At 70.7% G+C, this 15,031-nt stretch carries 15 protein-coding genes; 7 read left to right on the top strand and 8 right to left on the bottom strand.

Features of this window, described 5'->3' with window-relative positions; translation table 11 throughout:
* Nucleotides 1–112 precede the first annotated feature (112 nt).
* Nucleotides 113–1,180: a YhcG family protein gene (locus tag CFP65_RS21765; RefSeq protein WP_104817757.1), complete on the top strand. Its 1,068-nt coding sequence runs from the start codon at nucleotides 113–115 to the stop codon at nucleotides 1,178–1,180.
* 50 nt (nucleotides 1,181–1,230) lie between these two features.
* Here the strand turns inward: CFP65_RS21765 and CFP65_RS21760 are convergent, their stop codons facing one another.
* From CFP65_RS21760 to CFP65_RS21735, 6 genes are all read right to left on the bottom strand, one after another.
* Nucleotides 1,231–3,042 (bottom strand): bifunctional UDP-sugar hydrolase/5'-nucleotidase, encoded by a 1,812-nt coding sequence (locus CFP65_RS21760; protein ID WP_371682543.1) that lies wholly within the window; start codon nucleotides 3,040–3,042, stop codon nucleotides 1,231–1,233.
* Between the two features lie 154 nt (nucleotides 3,043–3,196).
* On the bottom strand, nucleotides 3,197–4,546 hold the full coding sequence (locus tag CFP65_RS21755) for an ATP-binding protein (RefSeq protein ID WP_104817755.1): 1,350 nt from the start codon (nucleotides 4,544–4,546) through the stop codon (nucleotides 3,197–3,199).
* 18 nt (nucleotides 4,547–4,564) lie between these two features.
* Entirely contained in the window at nucleotides 4,565–6,133 is a 1,569-nt protein-coding gene (locus CFP65_RS21750) for an SCO6880 family protein (RefSeq protein WP_104817754.1), read from the bottom strand.
* An 8-nt stretch (nucleotides 6,134–6,141) separates the two neighbouring features.
* Nucleotides 6,142–7,416 (bottom strand): hypothetical protein, encoded by a 1,275-nt coding sequence (locus CFP65_RS21745; RefSeq protein ID WP_254552506.1) that lies wholly within the window; start codon nucleotides 7,414–7,416, stop codon nucleotides 6,142–6,144.
* Nucleotides 7,406–8,242: a hypothetical protein gene (locus CFP65_RS21740; protein ID WP_254552505.1), complete on the bottom strand. Its 837-nt coding sequence runs from the start codon at nucleotides 8,240–8,242 to the stop codon at nucleotides 7,406–7,408. The genes CFP65_RS21745 and CFP65_RS21740 overlap by 11 nt, the downstream gene beginning before the upstream one ends.
* Before the next feature lie 114 nt (nucleotides 8,243–8,356).
* Nucleotides 8,357–8,707 (bottom strand): hypothetical protein, encoded by a 351-nt coding sequence (locus CFP65_RS21735; RefSeq protein ID WP_104817753.1) that lies wholly within the window; start codon nucleotides 8,705–8,707, stop codon nucleotides 8,357–8,359.
* 249 nt (nucleotides 8,708–8,956) lie between these two features.
* On the opposite strand from CFP65_RS21735, the gene CFP65_RS21730 reads away from it, so the two are divergent.
* The gene (locus CFP65_RS21730; protein ID WP_104821029.1) at nucleotides 8,957–10,009 is read left to right on the top strand and encodes a bifunctional lytic transglycosylase/C40 family peptidase; all 1,053 of its coding nucleotides are present in this window, start codon (nucleotides 8,957–8,959) and stop codon (nucleotides 10,007–10,009) included.
* A 182-nt stretch (nucleotides 10,010–10,191) separates the two neighbouring features.
* Nucleotides 10,192–10,872: a phosphatase PAP2 family protein gene (locus CFP65_RS21725; protein ID WP_104817752.1), complete on the top strand. Its 681-nt coding sequence runs from the start codon at nucleotides 10,192–10,194 to the stop codon at nucleotides 10,870–10,872.
* Between the two features lie 22 nt (nucleotides 10,873–10,894).
* On the opposite strand, the gene CFP65_RS21720 is transcribed toward CFP65_RS21725, so the two are convergent.
* A complete protein-coding gene (locus tag CFP65_RS21720; RefSeq protein WP_174805559.1) occupies nucleotides 10,895–11,071 on the bottom strand; it encodes a hypothetical protein in 177 nt (58 codons plus the stop codon).
* 154 nt (nucleotides 11,072–11,225) lie between these two features.
* On the opposite strand from CFP65_RS21720, the gene CFP65_RS21715 reads away from it, so the two are divergent.
* The 4 genes from CFP65_RS21715 to CFP65_RS21705 all read left to right on the top strand — a co-directional run bounded on the left by CFP65_RS21715 (nucleotide 11,226) and on the right by CFP65_RS21705 (nucleotide 14,125).
* Nucleotides 11,226–12,092, top strand: coding sequence for a hypothetical protein (locus CFP65_RS21715; protein WP_104817750.1), 867 nt, complete (start codon nucleotides 11,226–11,228; stop codon nucleotides 12,090–12,092).
* Nucleotides 12,093–12,210: 118 nt separating this feature from the next.
* On the top strand, nucleotides 12,211–12,375 hold the full coding sequence (locus CFP65_RS39810; RefSeq protein WP_168219620.1) for a hypothetical protein: 165 nt from the start codon (nucleotides 12,211–12,213) through the stop codon (nucleotides 12,373–12,375).
* A 129-nt stretch (nucleotides 12,376–12,504) separates the two neighbouring features.
* Nucleotides 12,505–13,125 carry a DUF47 domain-containing protein gene (locus tag CFP65_RS21710; protein ID WP_104817749.1) on the top strand — a complete coding sequence of 207 codons (621 nt, stop codon included), beginning with the start codon at nucleotides 12,505–12,507 and terminating at the stop codon, nucleotides 13,123–13,125.
* A gap of 4 nt (nucleotides 13,126–13,129) precedes the next feature.
* The gene (locus tag CFP65_RS21705; RefSeq protein WP_104817748.1) at nucleotides 13,130–14,125 is read left to right on the top strand and encodes an inorganic phosphate transporter; all 996 of its coding nucleotides are present in this window, start codon (nucleotides 13,130–13,132) and stop codon (nucleotides 14,123–14,125) included.
* 113 nt (nucleotides 14,126–14,238) lie between these two features.
* On the opposite strand, the gene pstB is transcribed toward CFP65_RS21705, so the two are convergent.
* Nucleotides 14,239–15,015 carry a phosphate ABC transporter ATP-binding protein PstB gene (gene pstB, locus CFP65_RS21700; protein ID WP_104817747.1) on the bottom strand — a complete coding sequence of 259 codons (777 nt, stop codon included), beginning with the start codon at nucleotides 15,013–15,015 and terminating at the stop codon, nucleotides 14,239–14,241.
* Nucleotides 15,016–15,031 lie beyond the last annotated feature (16 nt).

Here is a 15,031-nt window from a genome sequence, read left to right as displayed (position 1 = left end):
GGGGCGCAGTGAGCACACGCACGGCTCACTGCGCCCCTGCGCGCTTCGCCGAACGGGTGAGCACGACCGATCTCCGCCGACGAACCCCACGACTGCTGCAAGGCTCCGCGCCATGAGCAACGAGATCACCGCGAAGGCCGAACTCCCGGCCCAGTCAACGCCCGAGAGCTTGCCCGCCGGGTACGCCGACCTGCTGAACGACCTGAAGGCCGAGATCCGCACCGCGCAGATCCGAGCCCGGCGGGTCGTGAACACCGAGATGATCTGCCACTACTGGCGCCTCGGCCGCCTGATCCTCGACCGGCAAGAGCGGGAGGGGTGGGGCGCAAAGGTCGTCCAGCGCCTCTCGACGGACCTGCGGACCACCTTCCCCAGTCAGCGCGGGCTCTCGGTTCGCTCACTCCAGTACATGCAGCGGATGGCCAAGAGCTGGCCCGAGCCAATTGTGCAGCAAGCTGTTGCACAATTGCCCTGGGGCCACATCACCGTCCTGCTCGACAGCCTCGACGACCGTCTGACCAGGGACTTCTACGCCGAGCAGGCCGTGCAGCACGGCTGGTCGCGGAACGTGCTGAGCCACATGTTGTCCAGCCAACTCCACCTCCGCCAGGGCGCGGCGATCTCCAACTTCGACCGCACCGTCCCCGAGGGGTCGGACCTGCTGCGGGAGATCACCAAGGACCCGTACGTCCTGGACTTCACCCACCTCGGGGCCGACCACGCCGAGCGTGAGCTCGAGGACGCGCTCGTCGACCACGTGGTGAAGTTCCTCCAGGAGCTCGGGGTCGGGTTCGCCTTCATGGGGCGGCAGTACCCGCTCCAGGTGGGTAGGCAGGAGTTCCGGATGGACCTGCTCTTCTACCACGCGCGGCTGCACCGTTACGTCGTGATCGAGCTGAAGACCGGCCCGGCGCAGCCCGCGCACGTCGGTCAACTGGCCTTCTACATCGCCGTGGTGAACGACAAGATCCGTGACCCCGAGCGGGACGACGAGACGATCGGGATCCTGATCGCCGCCGATCGCGACCAGGAGGTCGTGCAGTACTCGCTGAGCGGGACGATCCAGCCGATGGCGGTCAGCACGTACGAGACGCTGCCGCCCGCGATGCGCGAACTGCTGCCCACCGAGGACGACTTGGCGCGGGTGACGCACGAGGTGCTGGACGAGCACCGGAAATGAACCGAGGGGCACCGGGAAGACCCGGCGCCCCTCGGCGGAATCACTGACCGTCAGTCCTGGTCGGTGCCGGCGCCGATGATCTTGATGCGGGTCTGGGCCGGGACGGTCAGCGGAGTGCCCGGCTTGGAGTTGGTGGTGAGGTAGGCGGTGAAGAGGTCGAGGTCGGAGGGGCCGACGAGCTTGTCGGTGCCGGTGGTGAAGGCGGGGAAGCCGTCGCCGCCGCCGGCGAGGAACTCGTTGGCGGCCACGCGGTAGGTGGCGGCGGGGTCGAGGGGGGCGCCGTCGAGGCGGACCGAGGTCGCGAGGATGCGGTCGGCGCCCTTCTTGGTGAGGTCGAGGGTGTAGGTGAGGTTGGCGGAGGGCTGCAGGATCTTGGGGGCGGCGTCGTTGAGGCCGCTGACCTGCTGCTGGAGGAGGGCCAGGAGGGCCGCACCGGTCAGCGTCTTGACCTGCATCATGTTGGTGAAGGGCTGGACGGTGAAGGCCTCGGCGTAGGTGACCACGCCGTCGCCCTCGGCGCCGGAGGCCCGGTAGACCAGGTCGGAGCGGATGCCCCCGGGGTTCATGAAGGCGACTTGGGCGCCGCCCTTGTCCTTGGCGGCGAGACCGGCCAGCTGGGCGTCGGCGATCACGTCGCCGAGCGGCTTCTCGAAGTCGCTGGAGCCGCGGCCGTTGATGTCGGCGCCGATGTAGCCGACCGGGCGGTTGGCGATCGGGGCGGCCAGCTTGTTGTAGTACGCGATCAGGGCGGTCATGTCGGGCGCCTTGGGCACGTCACGCCGCACGACGTGGTTCGCGGCCGTCACCGAGGGCCGGATGATCGAGCCGTCGGTCTTGTCCAGCTTGAGGTCGATCTCGGTGTAGAGCCGGCCGAAGGAGGCGGCGCTGGTCACCGAGCGCGGCACGCCGTTCGGGTCCGGGATGGCGCAGGCGTAGGAGTTGTGGGTGTGGCCGGTGACGATCGCGCCGACCGAGGGGTCGATCTTCCGGGCGATGTCGACGATCGGGCCGGAGACACCGGCCCCGGCCGCGCCGCAGTCGTAGTTGTAGGTGGTGCTGGCCGGGTACCCGCCCTCGTGGATCAGGGCCACGATCGAGTTGACGCCCCGGGCGCGCAGCTCGGCCGCGTACTTGTTGATCGTGGTGACCTCGTTGCCGAACTTGAGGCCCTTGACCCCCTCGGCGGTGACGATGTTGGGCGTACCCTCCAGCGTGACGCCGATGAAGCCGACCTTGACGCCCCGGACGTTCTTGATCCAGTACGGCGGGAGGATCGGCTTGCCGGTCTTCTCGCTGGTGACGTTGGCGGCCAGGTACTTGAACGAGGCGCCCTCGAAGGTGCGGCCGTCGGCGTAGCAGCCGTCCACCGGGTGGCACCCGCCCCGCTGCATCCGCAGCAGTTCCTTTGCTCCCTCGTCGAACTCGTGGTTGCCCACGCTGGTGACGTCCAGGCCGAGCTTGTTCATCGCCTCGACGGTGGGCTCGTCGTGGAACAGGCCGGAGAGCAGCGGGCTGGCGCCCACGATGTCACCGGCGGCCACGGTGACGGAGTTGCGCTTGCCCTCGCGGGCCTGGCGCAGCTCGGTCGCCAGGTACTCGATGCCGCCGGCGGGGGTGGAGACGACCTGACCGGTCTTGGGATCGATCTCCTTGATGGTGCCGGAGGAGCCGGCCGGGGGCTCGAGGTTGCCGTGGAAGTCGTTGATGGCGAGCAGCTGGAGGTCCTCGACCCGCGGCTTGGGCGCGGACTTGGCCTCGGCCAGGTTGGGCGCGACCAGGCTGCCGAGCAGGCCGGCGGCGGCGAACGAGATCAGCGTCGCGCGGCGGAGGCCGCGGCGAGCGGCCTGAGGGCGGCCGGAAATGGGCATGCGGAATCCCTGCACCTTCGGGGGCTGTGGGCCCGGGGTAATTCAAGAGAGCGTAAAGTCCACGCGCGTAGCTGTCAGGGGGTTGCGCGTAACAAGAAGGTTGCGTGCACGAGAAGCCCACGGAGCGGGCCCCACCCTCAGGCCCGCTTCAGACCCCCGGCTCGGACGCCAACTGCCGCTCCGCGCGGTCGCGTTCGAGCACCGCGTCCTCCGTCATGGCCCGGTCGGTGTAGACCAGCGGGCGTTCCGACTCGGTGATGATGTGCTTGACCACCTGGACGTTGCCGTTGACGTCCCAGACCGCGATGCCCGGGGAGAGGGTCGGGATGATCTCCACGGCCCAGCGGGGCAGGCCGAGGACGCGGCCGGTGGCTCTCGCCTCCTCGGCCTTCTGCATGTAGATGGTGCGGGTGGAGGCCATCTTGAGGATCGCCGAGGCCTCCTTGGCGGCGGCGCCGTCCACCACGTCGGAGAGGTGGTGGACCACGGCCACGAAGGAGAGGCCGAGCCGGCGGCCGAACTTGAGCAGGCGCTGGAAGAGCTGGGCCACGAACGGGCTGTTGATGATGTGCCAGGCCTCCTCGACCAGGAAGATGCGCTTCTTCCGGTCGGGACGGATCCAGGTGTGCTCCAGCCAGACGCCGACGATCGCCATCAGGATCGGCATCGCGATCGAGTTGCGGTCGATGTGCGAGAGGTCGAAGACGATCAGCGGGGCGTCCAGGTCGATGCCGTCCGTGGTCGAGCCGTCGAACATGCCGCGCAGGTCGCCGTCGACCAGCCGGTCAAGGACGAGGGCCACGTCCAGGCCCCAGGACTGCACGTCGCCGACCGCCACACCGAGCGACTCCACCGAGGAGAGGTCCGGGCTGCGCAGGGTGGTGATGATGTCGTCGAGCACGGGCTGGCGGTCCGTCACGGTGGCCACCACGTGGGCGTGGGCGGCCTTGAGCGCGAAGCCGGCCCGCTCCTCCAGGCCGCGGCCCATCGCCACCTCGATGATGGTGCGCAGCAGCGAGAGCTGGCCGGTGGTGGTGATCGCCGGGTCGAGCGGGTTGAGCTTGACCCCGCCGTCCCGGGCGGCCATCGGGTCGAGCCGGATGGACTTTATCCCCAGCGCGTTGGCGATCAGGTTCCACTCGCCGACCCCGTCCTCGCCCTGAGCGTCGAGCACCACCACCTGGCGGTCGCGGAAGCGCAACTGCCGCAGCACGTAGGTCTTCTCCAGCGCCGACTTGCCGTTGCCGGATTCGCCGAGGACGAGCCAGTGCGGGGCCGGCAGCTGCTGGCCGTAGAGCTGGAAGGGGTCGTAGACGTACCCCTTGCCGCTGTACACCTCGCGGCCGATGATCACGCCGGAGTCGCCCAGGCCCGGGGCGGCGGTGGGCAGGTAGACCGCCTGGGCCTGGCCGGTGGAGGTCCGGACCGGGAGCCGGGTGGTCTCCACCTTGCCGAACATCAGGCTGGTGAACGCGTCGGTCAGACTGCCGATCGCCATGACAGCTCCAAACAAGACCTAGCGGCGGATGCCGGTGGCGAACGGGAGGGTGTTGACGAAGGCGCGGTGGTGCTCGCGGTCGCACCACTCCAGCTTGAGGTAGCTCTTGCCCGCCGAGGCGCGGATGGTGCGCTTGTCGCGGGCCAGCGCCTCGGGGCTGCGGGAGGAGACCGTGATGTAGCCGACCAGGTTGACCCCGGCGGCGCCGGAGGCGAGGTCGTCACCGCGCTGGTCGACCCGGCCGGTGTGGGCCAGGTCGCGCGGGTCGACGGTGCGGTTCATCTTGGCGGCGCGGCTGGATTCGGCGTCGTCGTTGGTCTTCTCGGTGAGCATCCGCTCGATCGCCACGTCGGTCGGCTCCAGGTCCATCGTCACGGCGACGGTGCGGATCACGTCCGGGGTGTGCACCAGCAGCGGGGCCAGGAAGTTGACGCCGACCGGGGTGAGCGGCCACTCCTTGATCCAGGCGGTGGCGTGACACCAGGGCTCCCGGGTGGCCGATTCGCGGGTCTTGGCCTGGAGGAACTGCGGGTGGGTGGCGTCCAGTTCGGCCGGCCAGGCGTTGCGGCGGCTCATCGCCTGGATGTGGTCGATCGGGTGGTCCGGGTCGTACATCGAGTGGAGGAGGGAGGAGAGCCGCGCCTGCCCGAGGGGCTGGCGGACCCGGATGTCGGCCTCGGCCAACCGCGCGCAGATGTCGGTGAGCTCACGGGCCATCACGGCCGCCAGGCCCTCGTCGTCGCGCTGCCGGGCACCCCCCGCCGTGCGGCCCATCGCGTAGGCCTCGGCCGCGAGGTCGCGGTTGTAGTGCATGCAGGCGACCAGGTAGGCGCGGTGCTGCTCGGAGGAGGTGGAGACCATCGACTGGAGCTCGTCGTAGCTGTGCTTGAGCCAGTTCGGCGCGCCCGGGTCGCCGCGGCGCTCCACGTCCTTGGCGTGCGCGTCCGGGTCGGCCGGCAGGGTGCGGGCCAGGATCTGCAGCCGGGTGACGAAGCCGTCCCCGTTGGCCACGTGCTTGAGCAGGGTGCCGAACCGGTCGACCAGGGCCTCCTGGTCCTCCGAGTCGCGCAGGCCCACGCCCGGGCCCTCGATCTCGATCGCGGCGGTGACGGTGCGGCGCTCCAGGTGCATCAGCACCCCGACCTCGTCCGGCCCGAACGGCGCGGAGAGCCAGCGCAGCCGGCCGACGCCGGGCGGCGGGCCGATCTCCACCTCGCGGCCGTCCAGCCGGGTGCCCGCGTCCACCACCTCGGACTTCCAGACCGCCCGGCCGCTGCGCACGGTGCGGCGGTAGCTGCGGTTGATCTCCACCCACTTGTAGAAGGTGCGGCGCCGGTAGGGCACGTAGACCGCCATGACGGCGAGCACCGGCAACCCGACCAGCCCGGCGATCCGCAGCGGCAGGACGGGCATCAGCAGGCCCCACATCATGCCGAGAAAGGCTCCGAAGATGATCAGGATGATCTCTCCGGACTCCCGGTTGCGCCCGATCGGCGCGTTCGGCCGGGACTTGCCGATCAGGTAGGTGCGGCGCTGGTGCACGTACGGCTGGGCGTACTGGGTGCCGTAGCGGGTCTCGGTGCTCATCTGGCCCGTCACCCTCCCTTCGCTGGGTTGATCTGCTGGGCGGCGGTCGGTGGGGCCTGCGGGGGCGGGGCGGGGGTGCGGCCGGCGTGGGCGGCGATGCCGGGGGCGACCGAGCCGCCGCCGGCGCCGGTGGAGGCGTTGGCCGTCTGCGGGCCGCCGCGCGAACCGTGCGCGCTGATGCCCTGCTTGACCAGGTTGGCCGGGCCGTTGATCATCGCGGAGCCGGCCGTCACGGCGCTGGCCCGGGCCCGGCGCATCTGCATCATCTCGTCGCCGAAGCCGGGCACGAAGCGGTAGACCGAGGCGCTGGCGAAGATCGACAGGAAGAGGATGGCCAGGCCGGAGAGCACGTGCGAGAAGTCGTCGCCGGCCCCGGCCGCGCCGGAGACCGCGCCGGCCAGCCCCAGGATGATCACGATGATCGGCTTGGCCAGGTCGACGGCGGTCATCACCCCGGCCCAGCGGCGCACGTGCTTCCAGAGCTGCTTGTCCACCAGGCCCGCGTAGACGGCGGTGCCGAGCAGCGCGCCCACGTAGAGCATCGCGGCCCGGATCAGCAGCTCGATCCAGAGCACGGCGGCGGCCAGCACGGCCACCAGCGAGACGATGATCAGGATCAGCGGGCCGCCGCCGAGGCTGCCCTTCTCCAGGGTGTCGGCGAAGCCGCCCAGGTAGGTGCCGGTGTCGGATTTGGTGCCCGCCGCGATGGCGGTGGTCAGCCCGTCGGTGGCGCTCACCACGGTGTAGAGGATCAGCGGGGTGAAGGCCGAGGCCACCACCGTCAGCCAGAGGAAGCCCACCGCCTCGGAGATCGCGGTGGTCAGCGAGGCGCCGCGGACGGCCCGCTTGGCCACCGCGAGCAGCCAGAGCACCAGGGTGACCACGGTGGAGCCCGCGAAGACCACGGCGTACTGCTGGAGGAAGGCGGCGTTGGTGAAGTCCACCTGGGTGGTGCCGTCGATCGCACCGGAGAGCTTGCGGACCACCCAGGCCGCCGCCTCGGCGCAGCCCTTGGCCAGCGAGCCGAGCGGGTCGGTCACGTTGGCCACCGTGCCGCCGACCCCGCCGCCGGTGGCTCCGACCCCGCCGGGGCCGGTCACCACGGTGGCACCGCAGGCCTGGGCGGCGGCCGGGATGGGCAGCTGCACCGAGCAGCTCGGGGACGGGGTCGGGTCGGCGAAGGCCCGGCCGGCCCCCAGCAGGAGCGAGATCTGCAGCGCCGTCAGGGCGGTGCCGCCTCTGACCACCCAGGAGCGGAGCGAGGACGTACCGTCAACGGGCATAGCGGAAGCCTCCGAAGTCCTGGACGGCGCGGGTGATCTCGTCCGCGGTGGCGGCCTGCTGGTCCCCCGGGAGGGGGGCCGGGCCGTTCTGCTGGCTGAAGTCGGTGACCTTCCAGTCGCTGCCCGTCCAGCGCATGGTCAGGCTGAGGGTGTACCAGGTGGCGGTGACCGGCTGGGTGGAGTGCTCGCCGGCCAGCCCGGCCAGCCGGGTGCACCAGACCTCGACCTTGGTCGCGGTGTCGGCGCCGTTGGTGGTCCTGGTGCCGACCGGCACGGTGCGGCTGACGAAGGTGAGGCCCTTGGGCGCCTTGCCCTGCGCGTCCAGCCCGAAGGCGGTGGCGGTGGCCGGGCCGTAGGCCTGGTCCAGCCGGGTCTGCAGGTCGGCGGCCACGCTCGGGTCGCTGACGGTGGCGACCAGGGTGTGCCGGGCCGCGGTCTGGAACATCTCCGCCGAGCCCAGCGCCGTGGCGTAGTTGGCCGCCGCCGACTGGGCCCCCTGGTCGGTGTGCGGGAAGCCGTTGGCGATGCCGTGGCTGGTGGTGGCCACCGGCTCCTGGCCGCTGGCGGCGGTGTCGGCGGGGGCGGGGGTGCCGGGGGTGGCCTGCCCCGACTGCCCGGCCCGGTCGGCCGAGGGCGGGGCGGCGCTCTGCCCGGGCTGCTTGCCCCGGTTGGCGATCGAGATCGCCAGCACCAGCAGGGTGACCACCACCAGGACCGTCAGCAGGGTGCGCAGCGGGCGGCTGCGGCGCGCGCTGGGCTGGTAGACGGACTGTTCGGCGACCGGCAGCCGCGTACGGGTGTGCGGCTGGTCGTCGGACAGCGGCACGGCGGCCCCTCCTGGTGCGGGGGGCCCAGGCGGGCCCCGAGGTGTACGGGTGAGCCCGGACGGGCCGGGTCACGGCTGCTCAGCTGTTGGCCAGCCGCGACGACAGAACGATCGTCAGATCGCCATACCGTAGACAATGGTGAACAGCGTGCCCAGCGAACCGATGATGAACACGCCGGTCAGCCCGGCGATGATCAGCCCCTTGCCCTGTTCGGCGCTGAAGGTGTCCCTCATCGCAGTGGCGCCGATCCGCTGCTTGGCCGCCCCCCAGACGGCGATCGCCAGGCAGCCCAGGATGGCCACGGCCATGACGACCTCCACCATCACCCGGGCCTCGGAGCCCAGACTGGCGAACGGCCCCCAGTCGGGCGCGATCCCGCCGATGATGGTGTCGATGTTGGCCTTCTTGGGCGGATCCGCCGCCAGCTGACCGACCACTGTGTTGCCCACGCTGCTCAGGTTCATTTCCATCTCACCGCCCGATCAGGCAAATTGAAGGCCCCGCAGCACGGTTTCGCGAAGGGCCAGGACCTATTCTTGGCCAGATCTGATGTCGACTTGGCTACTTCTCACGGATTGGTCGTGCGAGCCGGGACACGTACGACAGGATGTCCACCGTACGAAGGATACCGCTCACTCTTTGTATCTGCGATGATTGCGCTGAGCAACGCCTTCCAGAACACTGAGAACTGACGCCACGTCGGGATGGTGCTGATGGTACTCCGGAAGGCAGGGGCTGCCGCCGTCGCTGCAGGGGTTGTCGCCGTCGGCTTCGTCGCCGTGGTCACCCTCGGCACCTTCGCCGCCAGCGGCACCACCGGCACCGTGGGTAACAACCTGGCCATCGAGGCCGGCACCGTGCCCGCCGCGTACCAGCCGATGATCCAGAAGTGGGGCACCCTCTGCCCCGAGATCTCCCCCCCGATGCTGGCCGCCCAGCTCTACCAGGAGAGCGGCTTCGACCCGGCCGCCCGCAGCCCCGCCAAGGCGTACGGGATGGCCCAGTTCCTCGAGGCCACCTGGGCCACCTACGGGGTGGACGCGGACGGTGACGGCAAGAAGGACATCTGGAACGCCTCCGACGCGATCGCCTCCGCCGCCACCTACGACTGCGCCCTCGCCAAGGACGTGGCGGGCGTGCCCGGCGACAAGCAGGCCAACATGCTCGCCGCGTACAACGCCGGGCCCTACGCCGTGATCAGGGCCGGCGGCATCCCGGCCTACCGCGAGACCCAGGGGTACGTGCGCAACATCCAGGCCCTGGCCCGGAACTTCACCGCCCCCGCTCCCGCCAGCGGCCCGGTGGCGCTCTCCGCGCAGTCCGCCGGGGCGATCTACTTCGCGCAGAACCAGCTCGGCAAGCCCTACCTCTGGGGCGGCACCGGCTCGGCCGACGACAACGGCCGGTTCGACTGCTCGGGGCTGACCCAGGCCGCCTTCCACAGCGTGGGCATCGAGCTGCCCCGGGTGGCCAACGACCAGTGGTACTCCGGCCCGCACCCCTCCCGGGACGAGCTGCGCGCGGGCGACCTGGTCTTCTTCGCCACCGACCCGAACGACCCGCGCTCGATCCACCACGTCGGCATCTACGTGGGCGGCGGGTACATGCTGGACGCCCCGCACACCGGCGCCTTCATCCGGTACGACAAGATCGACGGCCGGGACTACTTCGGCGCCACCCGGGTCACCCCGGACGGCGCCCAGGCGCTGCCCACCCGGGACGACAAGACCGGCGCCGTCATCGCCCCGAGCCAGCCCAAGGCCTGACGCTCCGTACGCCCGGCGCGCGAGGCCCCGGGTTGTGTCACCTCCGTGGACACTCAGTCAAGTTTCCATAACAGCGAGTTTCCGGGGAAACCAGGGACGGGCTGGTGGCGTTGTGCCAGGTGGTGCGGCATCCCGCGCCGTGGTGCGGTGTCCCGCGCCGGTGAGCGAAAGGAAGGTGCGGTGTGTCGACGCTGCTTGCCGACACGACCGGCCCCGATCTCGACCTGCTGAAGGCCGTCAACGGCCTGGCCAAGGCCGCCCCCGGCTGGCTGGACAGCACGGTCTCCTGGGTCGGCGAGTACGGCATCCTGCTCGGTCTCGCCGCGCTCTGCGCCGTCGGCTGGCTGCAGGCCCGCCGCCGGCCGGACGCCCCGGTGGCCGTGGCCGGGCTGCTCTGGGCCCCGCTCTCGGTGGCCCTCTGCGAGCTGGCCAACCTGCCGGTCTCCCGGATCGTCGACCGGCCCCGGCCCTTCGTCGACCACCCCGAGCTGGACGTGCTGGTCTCCGGCAAGGCCGGCACCCTCTCCTTCGTCAGCGACCACTCCGCGATGTCGATGGGCATCGCGGTGGCGCTCTACCTGGTCAACAAGCGCCTGGGCCTGATCGCCGGCGGCCTGGCCCTGCTGCAGGGCTTCTGCCGGCTCTTCATGGGCGTCCACTACCCCACCGACGTGATCGGCGGCTACGCGCTGGCCACCGCCGTGGTGCTGCTGCTGGCCCCGATCGCGATGGCCGTGCTGGTGCCGTTCTGCCACGCGCTCACCCGCACCGCCCTGGCCCCGCTGATCACCGCCCCCGAGCGGCGCCGCCGCCGGTCCGCCGCCCCGGAGGAGACCCCCCGGGAGACGGACCTCGCCGCGTAGGACTCACCGCGTGAGGGAGGCCCTAGGAATGGCCCTCCGGTGCCGCCAGGTGCTCCTCGGCGTCCCGGCGGGCCTTGTCGCGCGAGCGGCGGGCCGGGGCGTACCAGCCGCAGCTGCACCTGGCGGTGCAGAAGGACCCTCGTTCGACGGTGGTCACCTGGTGGGTCACGGTCGGCCGGGCCGACGGCTCGCTGGGCACGTACCTCACCGTAACCCGCCCGCCCCCCGGCGCGCGAAGAGCCCCCGTGCGCCGGGCCACCCGTGACCGGCACGCCGTCAGGTCGTTGACCGGGGAAGAGCTCCGCCCATCCGGGGTGGCTGCTTGGCGGGCACCGGCCCGAGGGGGTTCCGAGTTGAAGACCGTACCGACCGTGGCCGTACGGGCCACCGCCGTGGCCGCCCTGCTGAGCGCGGCGCTCACCGCCTGCGCGGCCGGCGGCACCGGTCGCTCGCAGGACGCCACCACCGACCAGCTCTCGGCCGACCCGCTCACCGCCGTCCGCAGCGCCGCCGACATCACCGGCCGCACCGGCTCGGTGCACGCGGCCACCGAGCTGACCACCGAGTCGGGCAGCAAGAAGGCGGCCTTCACCGGCACCGGCGGGTACGACTACGTGAAGCGGATCGGCAAGCTGGAGGTGGACGTGCCGCCCGGGGCCGCCACCACCGGGAAGATCGCCGAGGTGGTGCTGCCCGGCATCGTCTACCTGCAGAACAGCGGCGCGCAGAACAGCGGCACCAAGATCCCCGAGGGCAAGTGGGTCAAGCTGGACGTCCGTCAGCTCCCCGACGGCAACCTGGTCTCCAGCGGGGCCACCGACCCGGCCAGCGCCACCGGCGCGCTGCGCGGGGCGCTCAAGGCCGAGCTGGTCGGGCCGGAGACGGTGGGCGGCGAGGAGCTCAAGCACTACCGGGGCACCCTCGACCTGGCCAAGGCCGCCGAGGCCACCGGCGGCCGCGGGGCGGACGGGCTGCGGATGGCGGCCCAGACCTTCGTGGTCAAGGAGGTGCCCTACGAGGTCTGGCTGGACGGCCAGGGCCGGGTGCACAAGCTGGTGGAGGACTTCGCCTTCGCCGGGGTGGCCGGCTCCAAGGACCCGAAGGACCAGGTCAAGGTCGTCTCCACGGTGACCCTCTCCGAGTTCGGCAAGCCGGTCGACGCCGCCGAGCCCGCCGGCGACCAGCTCTACTCCCCGCCGCCCGCCAGCCCGGCCAAGTGAGTAGCCCGGCGCGGCGGCAGAGATGACCCGTCCGTGCCATGGGGCGCGGCCGGTGCGCTGCCTACGCTGGACCGGGGGCCGCTGCCCCCTGCGGGGCACGGTCGGAGGGGGTTGGCAGATGGTCGCGTCCTCGGAGGCCCGTCAGGGCGGGCACGACCAGGCGGCACTGGACGAGATCGAGCTGGCGGGCGAGCTGATGATCGCCGCCACCGCCAGCCCCGAGGAGCGGCTGGCACCGGAGCGGATCGACGAGGTGCTGCTCGACCGTCAGGGCCCGTCCTGAGTCCGACGGGCCACGGACGGTTACCCCGTACGGGCGGCTGACACCTTCCGAGGTGTCACCCGGTTTGCGCAGATGGGTCCGAGTGCGCCTAGCATCGTTCAGTCCCGCCCCCGCACATCGGAGACCTCCGTGCGTTTTAGCCTGACCCCGAAGGAGACGAGCTTCTACGACATGTTCGCCGCAGCAGCGGAGAACCTCGTCGTCGGATCGAAGCTCCTGCTGGAACTGCTGGGTTCAGACGTGGCCGGCCGTGCGGAGATCGTCGAGCGCATGCGCGCCGCCGAGCACGCGGGCGACGACACCACCCACGCGATCTTCCACCAGCTGAACTCCTCGTTCATCACGCCCTTCGACCGCGAGGACATCTACAACCTCGCGTCCTCGCTGGACGACATCATGGATTACATGGAGGAGGCCGTCGACCTGGTCGTCCTCTACGACATCCAGACCCTGCCCAAGGGCGTCGAGCAGCAGATCGAGGTGCTGGCCCGGGCCGCCGAGCTGACCGCCGAGGCGATGCCCAACCTGCGCTCGATGTCGAACCTGACGGAGTACTGGATCGAGGTCAACCGGCTGGAGAACCAGGCCGACCAGATCCACCGCAAGCTGCTCGCCCACCTCTTCAGCGGCCAGTACGAGGCGATCGAGGTGCTGAAGCTCAAGCAGGTCGTGGACGTGCTGGAGGAGGCCGCCGACGCCTTCGAGCACGTGGCCAACACGGTGGAGACCATCGCCGTCAAGGAGTCCTGACCGCGTGGACATGGCAGCACTGATCGCCGTCGTCGGCGTGGCGTTCTTCTTCACCTACACCAACGGCTTCCACGACTCCGCGAACGCGATCGCCACCTCCGTCTCCACTCGGGCGCTGACCCCGCGGGCGGCGCTGGCGATGGCCGCGGTGATGAACCTGGCCGGCGCCTTCCTGGGCACCGGCGTCGCCAAGACCGTCTCCGAGGGCCTGATCGAGACCCCGAGCGGCTCGCAGGGCATGACCATCCTGTTCGCCGCCCTGGTCGGCGCGATCGCCTGGAACCTGATCACCTGGTACTTCGGCCTGCCCTCCTCCTCCTCGCACGCCCTGTTCGGCGGCATGGTGGGCGCGGCGCTGGCCGGCGGCACCGAGGTGATCTGGAGCGGGGTGGTCGACAAGATCGTCATCCCGATGATCGTCTCGCCGGTGGTCGGCCTGGTCGCGGGCTTCCTGGTGATGCTCGCGATCCTCTGGATCTTCCGCCGGGCCAACCCGCACAAGGCCAAGCGCAACTTCCGGGTCGCCCAGACCGCCTCGGCGGCCGCGATGGCCCTGGCCCACGGCCTCCAGGACGCCCAGAAGACGATGGGCATCGTGGTCATGGCCCTCACCATCTCGGGCCACCAGCACGGCAGCGAGATCCCGATCTGGGTCAAGATCTCCTGTGCGACCATGCTCTCGCTGGGCACCTACGCCGGTGGCTGGCGGATCATGCGGACCCTCGGCCGCAAGATCATCGAGCTGGACCCGCCGCAGGGCTTCGCCGCCGAGGCCACCGCGGCGACGATCATGTACATCACCTCGTTCGTCTTCAAGGCGCCGATCTCCACCACCCACGTGATCACCTCGGCGATCATGGGCGCGGGGGCCACCAAGCGGGTCCGCGCGGTCCGCTGGGGCGTCGCGAAGAACATCGTGCTCGGCTGGTTCTACACCATGCCGGCCGCCGCGCTGGTCGCGGCGATCTGCTACTGGATCACCCACGCGATCTTCGGCTGACCCGGTACGCAGCACAAGGCAGAGCCCGCCCCCACATCACGGGGGCGGGCTCTTCGTACTCCGTGGCGGCACCGCCATGCAGCGCCACGGAGCAGCTGTGGGGGTGGAGCGGTCTAGCCGAAGCGGCCGGAGATGTAGTCCTCGGTCGCCTGGACGGACGGGTTGTTGAAGATCCGCTGGGTGTCGTCCAGCTCGACCAGCTTGCCCGGCTGGCCGACCCCGGCCAGGTTGAAGAAGGCGGTGCGGTCGGAGACGCGGGCCGCCTGCTGCATGTTGTGGGTCACGATGACGATCGTGAACTGCGACTTGAGCTCGCTGATCAGGTCCTCCACCGCGAGGGTGGAGATCGGGTCGAGCGCCGAGCAGGGCTCGTCCATCAGCAGCACCTGGGGCTCGACCGCGATGGCGCGGGCGATGCAGAGGCGCTGCTGCTGGCCGCCGGAGAGGCCGGAGCCCGGCTTGTTCAGGCGGTCCTTGACCTCGTTCCAGAGGTTGGCGCCCTGGAGCGACTTCTCCACCACGCCGTCCAGCACGGACTTCTTCTTGACCCCGGCGAGCTTCAGGCCGGCGACCACGTTCTCGTAGATCGACATGGTCGGGAAGGGGTTCGGGCGCTGGAAGACCATCCCGACGGTGCGGCGCACGGCCACCGGGTCGATCGAGGCACCGTAGAGGTTCTCGTCGTCCAGCAGGACCTTGCCCTCGACCCGGGCGCCGGGGATCACCTCGTGCATGCGGTTGAGCGTGCGCAGGAAGGTGGACTTGCCGCAGCCGGAGGGGCCGATGAAGGCCGTCACCGAGCGGGGCTCGATGGTCATCGAGATGTCCTCGATGGCCTTGGTGGTGCCGTAGAAAGCCGACAGTCCGCTGACGTCGATGCGCTTGGCCATGATCTTTCGTCTTCTC

The organism is Kitasatospora sp. MMS16-BH015, assembly GCF_002943525.1.
Classification (GTDB): domain Bacteria; phylum Actinomycetota; class Actinomycetes; order Streptomycetales; family Streptomycetaceae; genus Kitasatospora.
This window is presented reverse-complemented; position numbering and strand designations above follow the sequence as displayed.